This is a genomic window from Caballeronia terrestris (assembly GCF_001544515.1).
In the GTDB taxonomy this organism is placed as follows: Bacteria; Pseudomonadota; Gammaproteobacteria; order Burkholderiales; family Burkholderiaceae; genus Caballeronia; species Caballeronia terrestris.
In genome coordinates, this window is sequence record NZ_FCOL02000105.1 from 1 (window position 1) to 10,824 (window position 10,824).

Consider the following 10,824-nt stretch of genomic DNA (forward strand, 5'->3'; position numbering starts at 1 on the left):
GGGGGAACTCGCATTAATGACGGCTGACTCGACAGTGCACTAATCAGAGCGACGACATCTTTAGTCAGTAATTTGACTGATCCTGCGTATGACGCGGGTGGTTTGGATGCCGGATGCGGATCCGCGGTGTATGTGTCGTCGCATCGACCCTCGCTGCATTCCACAGCAATTTCTGCATTCGGCCATTTCAGCCGGTCGCCCGCTCACTCGGCCAAACATTCAAAAGTCGCTTTCATGCTGAAAGCTGCCGCTCGCTTTGCCTTCGTGACTCGGAAGAGGCTTGCCGTTGAACCTCCGCCTAGGGTTGTGTGCGCTTCCGTCGACAACAGTTGGTCTAGGCGGCTTGGCGAGTATTCGGATCGCTGCTGCAGCGAGCGTCTACGATGACCTGCTTGAGTGCTTCGGTGCTTCGCAGGAGAGCGGCTTCTGCAAATAGACATCGAAGAGCCCGGCAAGGTCTCCCTGGCTAACAGCGTCACCCTTCATTGAAACGAGGAAAGTCGCGGAGCGAATCGGCGTTTCCTTCAGCGACCATGCGACAACACTGCCTTTTATGTCGGGCAGGTTCTGGTCAAGGAAAGTGATTTCAAAAGCGCCGGTACGAAGGAGCCTGAGCGCAGTTTCGCCATCGTAGGCCACGGCAGCATGATGGCCATAGCAGTCCAGCAGGAAAGCGGAGACCGTCCGTGACAGGCTCATTGTCGTCAGGCTTCGATCGGATTTTAAGCCTCGAGGACATCGTACAAACACGGTATACGTAGGCGGACCGCATGTGTCGCGATCTAACCAACAGTGCCAGACGGAGAGTTGGATCTGAGCCACCGACCGCAGCGTGTAGGTCTGTCTACAATTCGTACCGGTCGTCACTAAAGTTGAATATTTTCAACGAGTTGTGTGACCGCTTTCCGCAGCGCCACCGTTTGGCACGTACTTTGCTTTAATTTTCGTCGAGGAGTGGCAACGCCCTCAAAACTAGCTCTGACATTCCTGGAGAATCGAAATGAACGCACTGGTAATCAAAGACCTCCCCTTAGCCGTCGAGATGGATCGTACTGAAATGACCGCCGTCAGCGGCGGCAGGTTGCCGCAGCAGATCGTGAATATCATCCAGGCTGTTGGCGACTATGCAAATGACGCTCCTGTCCAGCACAGTTTCACTGGCAGTGGGGCTTCTGTGACGTACTAACCGAAACGCGGTGATTTCGAAGTTTAAAGCCCTTCCAAGGAGGGGCCTCTTTGTTCGCTTCCGGTGACTTATCTGCGCTGCCTCGATACGACCGTTCCACCTCAGTTCTACGGACCGGTCAGTTTTCTGTTAACGAGAGCGCGCAGCGTGACTGGCTGTTGAGGGTCCGATGAGGGCCCGCCAGGCTTCGCGTCGCCGGCCGAGAACATCGCAGCAATTGCCTGGCATGACGTAAATAAACAGATCTACCATTCAAGCGTAGATCGGGTCGCCGGGCGTACGTACAAGGTAAGGCATTTAGGACGACGAATTGAAACGTCGTTAATGTTACTTATGTCAATTCGAATTGGCGTAGCCAGTGCCCGAACGGAGCTTAACCACCGTTCGGCGACGCTGCGATGTCGAGGAACGACGCTCGAGGCCCGTCAGTAGTCATCGTCGCAACCTTGCCGCGGGTTGGACGACCACCGAATGCTGTGGGTAGTAGAGCTTCCTCGAGATCCGCTCCCCTTGTTGCACAGCTTCAAGGGATATCCGGTGAGTTTCAACGGGAGTTCACGCAAGCGTACCTGCACCTGTTCGACCGATTTCAAGCGGGGCTAGACTCGACCCCAACCAAGAGCAGCCGGGCGGCTGTAGCTCTGGTTTTTGACTTTATGCCAATAGTTCGATCGTCCGCGCTGGTACGGCGAGTCGAGCCGCTTGCCGATCATCCCCTCGAAATCGTGCCTCACCGCCTGATCGAATACCCAGGCGCCGGCCGCGACGACCCCGGTGACGTAGATCAGAGCCGCCGTGTCGTCGAAGGTGTCACGGAGCATTTTTTTTCTCTGGATCAGGGGCAACTCCCGAAGGTCACGCGCTCCCGCCGCGAGCAGATCAAACACGTAGAGCCGAGCGGGATGCAGCCTTGCCGCTTCGCGCACGCGCATTGCCATCGACGTGCGGGCGCGTAGTTGCAGGCGCTCGAATGACGACCGCCCGATCGGCTCGTCGACGGTCAGTTCCGCATCCCATACGAAGCTGCCGGGCAGGCGCTCGATCGCCGCTGCGACCTCAGGGAACGACCTGTTCAAGGGTTTGCCGTTGCGAGAGAGTAGTTCGACCCGACTACCGACCTTCCGAACCAGACAGCGAAATCCGTCGTACTTCAACTCGAAAATCCAATTCTCGCCTGAGAACGGCGCCGGGTGCAGCGTGGCGAGCATCAGATCGGGATGCTCGATCAGCGAAATGATGCTCACAACTTTGAGATCCGCGCGCTCACGAAGGCGAGCTTCGCCCAGGCATAGGCTTGGGCGCTAACTTCATTGGGATTGCAGCCCGAATAGGCACAGAAGTGGTCGAAGTCGTCGAGCACAGTGTGGCCGTCCTCGTCGATTTGAAGCGTGCGGCCGTCGATGACTTCCTTCAACAATTCGACTGGTTCGCCGTAGCACATGAGGTTATCTCCGCAAACTTTCGACTTCGACTTGATGGGGACGGCGTTCGAGAGGCAAAAAAGAAGCCCGCCGGTAAGGGCGGGCATCAACGTCATGACTACTGCGCCACAGCGTGACCCCACGCGGGCGCATTTTAAGATTAAGGCATCTCTGCTTGGACCACAAGTGCGGTATCCGCCCTGTGTCCAAGTAGGGTAGAGCCTATCCTGACTGTCAAGGAGAGGGCCAAGAAGTGTCATAATAGGATCACTTTTGACATTTTCTTGACACTCGGTCCCAAGGGTTTAGAAGATGGGGTTCCAGCTGAACCGCCCTGAAACGGCATGATCTTTCCGGTTTGTATAACCTGGACGCTTATGATATGAATTTGCGCGTACCTTGTTCACCCGCAAATTTACCAACCTGAGCGTGACTGCATGTCCGGTCATGCAAGGGCTAGTCCAAACTCCGGTTCGGAACAACCGCCGTCCAACGTAGGCTGACTCTGACTGATCGAAAATATCAACATGGACTTTCAGTACACACGGAGCAATGGGCGGGGGCTGACCTACGATGTGGAGATTAGCCTTCACTCCGAAGGCCCTGAATTGTTCTCATACAGCGCGGTCGTGAAGCGCGAAGGAGAAACTCTGGGCAAGGAAATATCACGGAAAGCACTCCGTGCAATAGACCCGAATAAAGCAGCAGCAGAGGCGCGTGAGCAGGTTTTGCAGCACATCGAAAATCTTGACGCCGACGATGAATGATTGCTCAAGGCGCACTCCTCTCTCTTACCGTGTGCAAAAAATCCCGGCACTCATTGGGTGCTGGGGTAAGCCATCGAACTATCCGATGGCGGAGGTACAAAAGCAAACTGGCCGTCCGTCGATCCCGACAGGCGGCCAGCTTCTTATATATAGGGCCGACGCCCTATCGGTGTTCTGTCTTACTCAGTGGGCGCGGTATACCGGTGTCACGACATTGTTGCCAGTATGTGCGGGGCGGAAGCTGCCCGATGCCGACGAGCCGTCTGCAATGCCGCCGTAGCCGTGGCCGCTCTGCTGCTACCTTGGCTTCAACAGCTTGGATCTCTGCCGGATACGTCGTGCGGTCCATGCTCGGGGTGTAGTGTAGCCTGCGCGTTCGACCTGCACGAGCTCGTCGTTCACTTCTGCACGCGTTAGCGATTGGTTCGATTGTGCGAACGCCGAAACAGCCAGGATAGCGAGAGCAGCAGTGGCGATGATGGTTGCGAGTTTCATGATGCTTCCTCCGAATCTTTGTTTTTCGCAGACAGCCCTGTTTGCGTTTCAGTGATTCGATGTAGGCAAGCAGCCATATAAGGGTAACTACTAATGTGGCAACAGATTTTGTCTTTTTAACTCCGGAACTTCAGTTTCCAGTCGGCACACGTCGGGCCAGGATCGGCGTGGGCCGGGATCACTTTGCAGAAGTCAGAATCGCGCCCGCCTCATTTCCAAGACGGCTGCCTGCGCCCGTGCTTCGGCCCATCGTCACGGCTTTTGTTTTTCGGTCAATGTCGACGCCCGAACAAAGCGATCCACCGCAACGTCGATTCGCCGCGCTACGTAGATAACGCGTTGAGCTGGTGTGTGCTTATCGTGACGGCCCGTTGCCTCACTGTCCCTTACGTCCCGAGCGGAGAACACCTGGGCGGCTGTAGCTTAGTTTTTTTGTCAAGGCAAGCCCAAACGGCGCGTCAAGGCCGTATGCAAAGCCTCGCGGGGAGCCGGCGTGTAAGTCCGGCACCCGGAAGGGGCTATTCACACGCCAGTGTGGGCAGCGGGCTTGTGCACGGGCGGGCGCGGGTGCACCGATGACATTGAGAACCTTCGGAATTTGGTCGTCTTTGCAGTTACAGTATCCGCTTCAAAGGATGAAATGATGATCCGAGCATACGAGTACAAAGGGTTCACACTGGAAGTTGCAGTCCAATCTAATTTCACTTCGGTTCCAAAGAACGAGCGAACAACAGTTGCCTACGTAGTGATCGTCAAGATCGGACGAACTGGAGGGACGGTCGCGACTTTTTCTCCATTGCGTCTCGGAGATACCGGCGGAAGACTTTTTGCGACCGAGGGGGATGCGTTAATGGCGGGGTACTCTGCCGCGCGACACATCGTTGAAGATCTTTTAAGCGCAGATCCAGAGGCTAAATACTTCGACCCTCTTTGAAACGCCCCGTGATAGAGGCACGCAGGAAATGGGCGTGCCCGAGTAGAGACAACGCGGCAGCGTGCGGCCGACTGGTAGGCGTCGCACGGAGGGGCTGTGCTTTCGCCGATCGACGAGCTTGGCTATTAGCCGCCCGGATCAACGACTATCACACAAGGCACCCCCTCTAGTCGTCACGATGCTACGGGAACGACGACCTGGCGGACTGCAGACAACCAAATAAGGATCCACACCACCGCTTCGCGTCATCGCGGCGCGCTTGCATTATGGTTCGATGTTTTGCGCGGGTATAAGACTGTCGTGGGCGATATAACTGATGCGCCTCGGGTCAAGTGCGCCTCGTCTACTCTATTACTTCCCATCAAATGAAACACCGCCTCGCCGCGAGCAAGTAAATAATCAGTGACAATCCGTCGGTGACAACGCCACCAAACTGCTTCTGAGCACATCACAACGCACGGCATCTTGCGTCCGGATTGTATGAGTCGCTCAAGGCCCGCCCGGAAAGGTTCCGATAGCGCGTAATCCGCGTAATTGTGAAAACTACGATTCTCCCAAAAACCGTTCACATCGGGAGAAACATTTTTCGCCTTACTGCGAAGGCCACCAAGTTCTGGAATCCTTTCGTAGCCGATGTGATGCGGCGCCAGCAGACCAAGAATCACGTCTGCATTAAATTGTGGATTTGTCCTTGACCGAGGTACGGTTCGAATATCGATAACCTCGTTGACTTCCGCCGCATCCAAGACGGCGACAAAATCCTCGAGTGATCGCGTCGAGTGTCCGACCGTGTAGAAAGGGAGCGCCATGACTTCCGCCTCAAATACACCGGGGTAAGCTGTATTCTAAGCGAAAGCGAATACCCTCAACGACAGGGAAATGGTGAAGTCTGTTGCTGGTTAGTTGATGGCCGCCGACCTTACTCTTTGGCCCCACGTGGTTCGGCTCGTCGTTGAGGGCCGCGGCGGTCCTGCGACAATTCACGGTCCGCCTCGCTAGCCGACCTCGGTTTGCACGCGGCTGACAAATGCGCAGATCGCACAGGCGCTCACTGTGTGAGGTCGTCCGCGGGGCAACGATGCGCGCCGATCACGACGAACGACGTCATTTCATTGCGCCGCACGCTGCATAAGCAAGTGTGGCGCTCCTCGCGGAATGATCCGTGCTGGTACTCCGACGAACCGCAAAGGCTTTTCGAGGGTGGAATCCGCTCAAGACAGGCAGCTAATGCTGGGCGTCCGCATCGCTTTCCCGACGCGAGACAAGTTTGTGATTCGAAGCACATCGCACAGAAGGAAAAAGGAGTCTTCATGAATATTCAATCAGCCTCACCTTCGATCACGACGATGATTCGCATGGATCACACCCACGTCCTAGCGGCTTTTCATCGGTACCATGCCGATAGCCCATGGTGGAGAAAGCGGGCCATCGTCGAGCTTGCCTGCACGGCCTTGGAAATCCATGCACAATTAGAGGAAGAAGTTTTCTACCCGGCGCTAGCCAACGCAATGCCCGGCGACGACACGCTCGCGAAAAGCAAACCCGAGCATGACAAAATGAGAGAGGAGGTAGCGAAACTACGCGCCATGGGTCCGGAGGACGCCGCCTACGACGCGCGTTTTATGCAGCTGATGCGTGGAGTAATTCACCACGTCGCCGATGAAGAAACTACGCTGCTGCCCACAGCCGAGCGTGCGTTAGCCTCCCAGCTCGCTCAACTGGGGCAGCGCATGACCAAGCGCCGACTACAACTGCTCGCTCAGAAGCGTCCAGCCACTATCGCGGCCAACACGGTAGGCACGTTTCCCATCGCGTCACTTGCCGTCTTGACAGTGGGTGTGTTTGCCCTTGTGCATTGTTTGCGGCCTCCCTCGTCACGCCGTGGACGGTGTTATGGGTGAGGCTAGCGATTGGACCCATGCGTCAACGATCGCGTGGCGTGCCGTTCACCTCGACGATATGCACAGGAATCGACTTAGCGCCGGGTACCTTGCTCTCCTTCGCATAATGCCATAGCGGCAATAGCGGATTGCACTCGGGATAATATCCGGCGATGCAGCCGGCCGGTATGTCGTATGGCTCGATGCGCAGGCCGGCAACGCGCCGCTCGAAACCATCCTCCGCGATGGTTTGCAAGGTTATGTGATCGCCTTTCTCCAGTCCATGGCGCTCCATATCCGCCTTGGAAATAAGAATTACCATACGATTGCCGCTGATGCCGCGAAAGCGATCGTCGAGCTTGTAGATTGTCGTGTTGAACTGGCTGTCGCTACGCAGTGTCATGAGCCGCAGCGACCGCGGATCGCGCTCGGGCATGTCGGGGTCCTCGCCGAGCGACTCCGGCACGCAGAACTCCGCCTTTCCGCTCTTTGTCTGCCATTTACGCTCACGCGCAGGCAAAGCTCGTGGAAATCCGCCGGGTGTCCACATCCTTGCATTGAAGTCGTGGAAGGTTTCGGGATACGTCTCTGCGATTTGATCGCGGACATGCGCATAATCGTTGCGCCAACGGTCCCAGTCAATAGTCGAGCGCTCGCCGAGGGTGTGCTTCGCCAGTTCCGCGATGATAAACGGCTCAGATCGCGCGTCGGCCGAAGCCGGTTCGGCCACGCCGCGCGAGCCGTGAATGCAGCCTGTGCTGTCCTCCATCGACACCGCCTGCGCACCACTCGCTTGAGTATCGACTTCGATGCGGCTCAAGCACGGCAAAATGTACGACTTCTTGCCGTGTATGAGATGGCTGCGATTGAGCTTCGTTGCGACGTTCACACTCAGCGTGAGGTTTTGCCAGGCGGGTTCGATACGTAAGCGGTCCGGGACCGAACGCACAAGATTGCCGCCGAGATTAACCACTGCGCTCACCTTGCCCTCGATCATTGCCTCGAATGCCTCGACGACATTCATTCCTTTGTCGCGCGGCGGATCGAAGCCAAACTGGCTCGCAAGTTTGTCAAGCGGGGCAAGTTCCGGCTTCTCCGTGATGCCTACCGTGCGCTGCCCTTGTACATTTGAATGTCCCCGCACGGGCGACGGCCCAGCGCCCGGTTTGCCGATGTTGCCGCGCAGAAAAAGTAAATTGCAGAGCATTCTGACGTTCTGCACGCCCTGCCGGTGCTGGGTAAGGCCCATGCCGTAGTGGATGATCACTGCGTTAGCGCGCATGTACTCTTCGGCAGCGGCTTCGAGATCCCCGCGAGACAGGCCGGCCACCCGCTCGATATCGTCCCACGACACTGCGCGGAGGTACTCGGCGAAGGCCGGGAAGCCCACCGTGTGCTGCTCGATGAAGTCGACATCGAGCAGTCGCGACTCGCCGCGTTCGATCGCGCGATCATCGGCGTGGATCACAGCTTTGCAAATGCCAAGCATCGCCGCCGTATCACCGCCCGTCTTCACCTGGTGATATTGCGTGCTGATCACAGTGTGAGCGGGTGTCAACATCTCGACCGGTGATTGCGGATTTACAAATTGCAGCAGCCCTGGCTCGCGCAGCGGATTGAACGTAATGATCGGTACGCCCCGCTTTCTCGCGTCCTGTAACTGGTGGAGCATGCGTGGACTGTTCGTTCCCACGTTCTGTCCGAAGAAAAACATTAAATCCGTCTTCTCGAAGTCGTCGAGCGTGATAGTGCCGACACCCGCCCCGATCGCCTCCTTCAGCCCGACGCTCGAACTCTCGTGGCACATGTTTGAACTGTCTGGCAGATTATTCGTGCCGTACATGCGCGCGAACAACTGATACATGTACGACGTCTCGAGTGAGGCGCGGCCTGAAGTGTAAAACACGACGCGCTTGGGGTCGAGCGCGCCTAATTCGCGTCCGATCTCTTCGAACGCTTCTTCCCAACTTACGCTCAGGTACTTGTCGGTGTCGGCATCGTACCGCAATGGCGCGGTAAGACGCCCCGCCTCTTCGAGGTCGTGATCGTGCCATGCGCACAGTTGTGTCACCGTATGAAGCTCGAAGAATTGCGGCGTCATGCGCTTCGCGGTCAGGTCCCATGCAGTCGCCTTCGCGCCACTTTCGCAGAATTCGAAGACGTGCGGATCGGCGGGCTTGGCCCAGGAGCAGCTGACGCAAGCGAAGCCGTCGGGCTTGTTCTGTTTCAGTAGCACCGAGCTCTTCTTAAGCGGCACTTTCTCCTGAGCTAACACGCCGGCAACTGCTCTGAGAGAACCCCACCCGCCGGACGAATATGGATACGCAGCGCTCTTTCGGGCGCCGCTGTCGGATTCGGCCATGTCATTTGCCTCGCGGTTCGGGTGAACGTTTGCCTTCCCATGAGCAATTCCCATTCCCTTTCCGCACGAAAAAAATGCGCCGTGGGCGGTTCGTGTTCGTTGCCGTTTCAGCGCAATGGAACGCTCTGACAACGCAGTTGCCCTTCGCAGTAAGACCACACTGACGTGGAAGACCTTTGCTATGAGGGATCGGCGCGGCACGATGTGCTTGCCGAGAACGTTCCGCCGTACAGCCGCGCACTTAGTCTTACAGGGGCGGCCAATTGGTTTAGGAGGCCGCCGGACCACTGGCACATGCTTAAAGGAATTCTGGCTGGGCGCCTGCCTGCCTCGGATCAATGCCATATCCTATGTGCTAAGTTCGCAAAACCTGCATCCTTGCGACGGGGTGGACGTGCATACGACGCCCGAAAAATCGGCGTCGGGCCTGGGTTGTCTTCGCGTGCACGGGTATTTGCAAGATGGCCCCTTGACCGACCGATACTGCAGCACTGCGGCGGCGCAAGCGAAGCGCTCGTTAAAGTGCGTTCGAAAGCACATTGCAAGCTTTGAGTTTTTCCATCAACCGGCTCTCACAGGCTGACCCGCGTGCCGCTAGCGCTTCGGTTTCTTTTTCGCTCTAGGCGATCGGAGACTTGAACCGTGCCCAGATGTGTCTTGAGCCGCCGCGACCACATGCAGGCCCTGCCGCACGCGCTCGATCACATGCCCCTCACGACGTGTGCGATACACCGTGTACGCCGACCACGAAAACTCCGGCGCGTTGGCGACTTGTCGCAGCCTCCCCTCCACCAGAAAAGGTTGAACCGTGCCGCTGCGGAAATAGCCGGAGCCTCCGACGGTCAGCAAATAAGTCAAAGCAAGCGGACCAAGCGAAATGGATACGGGCGGGCTACTAAGTTCCGGAAACGCGGCTTGATGGTTCGCGACGAAACTGGACCCCCAGTCGACGTAGATATATTGATTCGGCTGCATCGTGCCGTCGGACGCGCTCGTGACCATGACGAGCTTTTCTTCGAAAAGCAGTTCCGAAACGAGGTCGGGACGCTGCGGCGGATTATAAAGAACCGCCAGATCGAGCGATCCCTCGTGCACGCGATCGAGCAGGCGCGTGGGACTATCGACTTCCGCGCGCAGTGCCACCTCTGGGCAGGCGCGGTGCATCCAGACGAGCCAGTCCGCCAGCAACGGCTGCCACAAGCTGAGTTCGGCACCGAGGCTCACACCTTCCTCGCGTCCGGCTGGAAGCGCCACGTGCTGCCGCGCTTGCTCCCACACCTGAATCAAAGTCGTCGCGTGACGAACAAATCGTTCACCGGCAGCGGTCAGCCGTGCGCCGGCCTTATTTCGAACGAACAGTCGACGTCCGAGTTGTTCTTCCAATGTTCTGATCCGAGCACTCACTGCTGTTTGCGTCAAGTGCATACGCTGCGCCGCCAGCACGAAGCTACCGCTTGCCGACACTTCCAAAAATGTACGCGCCAGTGTGATGTCCATTGACTTTCATATCAATTATTTTGCTCACATTTTTAATCATAATGCATTGGTGTGTTGACAACGCGGGTGCGAGAATAAGTTTAGCCGCTTGAAGGGGGCCCGCAGAACCACCGGCGCTCGCGCCAAAGGCATCCTTACTATCCACATGAAGGGCATGCGTCGAGCAAGAGCATCCTTTCCCTCGGGCAATTTTTTCGGTGAATGACACTGATATGTATGGACCGTGTCAAGTGCCAAAGGCAGATCTCCGAAGCTTGACGGGTCAAGGGCGGGCGTGAGCCC

Annotated in this window: 11 protein-coding genes; 4 read left to right on the plus strand and 7 right to left on the minus strand. The window is 57.1% G+C overall.

Translation table 11 applies throughout. From position 1 onward, the window contains the following. Nucleotides 1–378: 378 nt before the first annotated feature. On the minus strand, nucleotides 379–699 hold the full coding sequence (locus AWB67_RS32295) for a response regulator (protein WP_235025457.1): 321 nt from the start codon (nucleotides 697–699) through the stop codon (nucleotides 379–381). A 301-nt stretch (nucleotides 700–1,000) separates the two neighbouring features. On the opposite strand from AWB67_RS32295, the gene AWB67_RS32300 reads away from it, so the two are divergent. Further along, entirely contained in the window at nucleotides 1,001–1,186 is a 186-nt protein-coding gene (locus AWB67_RS32300; RefSeq protein ID WP_087660127.1) for a hypothetical protein, read from the plus strand. A 599-nt stretch (nucleotides 1,187–1,785) separates the two neighbouring features. Here AWB67_RS32300 and AWB67_RS32305 read toward each other — a convergent pair. Continuing rightward, nucleotides 1,786–2,430: an ATP-dependent DNA ligase gene (locus AWB67_RS32305; RefSeq protein WP_235021335.1), complete on the minus strand. Its 645-nt coding sequence runs from the start codon at nucleotides 2,428–2,430 to the stop codon at nucleotides 1,786–1,788. After that, on the minus strand, nucleotides 2,427–2,627 hold the full coding sequence (locus AWB67_RS32310; protein WP_125477774.1) for a hypothetical protein: 201 nt from the start codon (nucleotides 2,625–2,627) through the stop codon (nucleotides 2,427–2,429). The genes AWB67_RS32305 and AWB67_RS32310 overlap by 4 nt, the downstream gene beginning before the upstream one ends. A gap of 507 nt (nucleotides 2,628–3,134) precedes the next feature. Here AWB67_RS32310 and AWB67_RS32315 point away from each other — a divergent pair. After that, nucleotides 3,135–3,374 (plus strand): hypothetical protein, encoded by a 240-nt coding sequence (locus AWB67_RS32315; protein WP_087660129.1) that lies wholly within the window; start codon nucleotides 3,135–3,137, stop codon nucleotides 3,372–3,374. 297 nt (nucleotides 3,375–3,671) lie between these two features. Here the strand turns inward: AWB67_RS32315 and AWB67_RS42355 are convergent, their stop codons facing one another. After that, a complete protein-coding gene (locus AWB67_RS42355) occupies nucleotides 3,672–3,869 on the minus strand; it encodes a DUF4148 domain-containing protein (RefSeq protein ID WP_235025458.1) in 198 nt (65 codons plus the stop codon). A gap of 640 nt (nucleotides 3,870–4,509) precedes the next feature. On the opposite strand from AWB67_RS42355, the gene AWB67_RS42360 reads away from it, so the two are divergent. Then, nucleotides 4,510–4,803: a hypothetical protein gene (locus AWB67_RS42360; RefSeq protein WP_125477775.1), complete on the plus strand. Its 294-nt coding sequence runs from the start codon at nucleotides 4,510–4,512 to the stop codon at nucleotides 4,801–4,803. A gap of 245 nt (nucleotides 4,804–5,048) precedes the next feature. Here AWB67_RS42360 and AWB67_RS32325 read toward each other — a convergent pair whose 3' ends face one another. Beyond that, nucleotides 5,049–5,612, minus strand: coding sequence for a DUF488 domain-containing protein (locus AWB67_RS32325; RefSeq protein ID WP_087633388.1), 564 nt, complete (start codon nucleotides 5,610–5,612; stop codon nucleotides 5,049–5,051). Nucleotides 5,613–6,113: 501 nt separating this feature from the next. Here AWB67_RS32325 and AWB67_RS32330 point away from each other — a divergent pair. Beyond that, nucleotides 6,114–6,704 (plus strand): hemerythrin domain-containing protein, encoded by a 591-nt coding sequence (locus AWB67_RS32330; protein ID WP_087660130.1) that lies wholly within the window; start codon nucleotides 6,114–6,116, stop codon nucleotides 6,702–6,704. Nucleotides 6,705–6,726: 22 nt separating this feature from the next. Here the strand turns inward: AWB67_RS32330 and AWB67_RS32335 are convergent, their stop codons facing one another. Together AWB67_RS32335 and AWB67_RS32340 are read right to left on the minus strand one after the other, a co-directional pair. Next, a complete protein-coding gene (locus AWB67_RS32335; RefSeq protein ID WP_087660131.1) occupies nucleotides 6,727–9,045 on the minus strand; it encodes an FdhF/YdeP family oxidoreductase in 2,319 nt (772 codons plus the stop codon). A 594-nt stretch (nucleotides 9,046–9,639) separates the two neighbouring features. Beyond that, entirely contained in the window at nucleotides 9,640–10,542 is a 903-nt protein-coding gene (locus tag AWB67_RS32340) for a LysR family transcriptional regulator (RefSeq protein ID WP_087633385.1), read from the minus strand. Nucleotides 10,543–10,824: the final 282 nt, after the last annotated feature.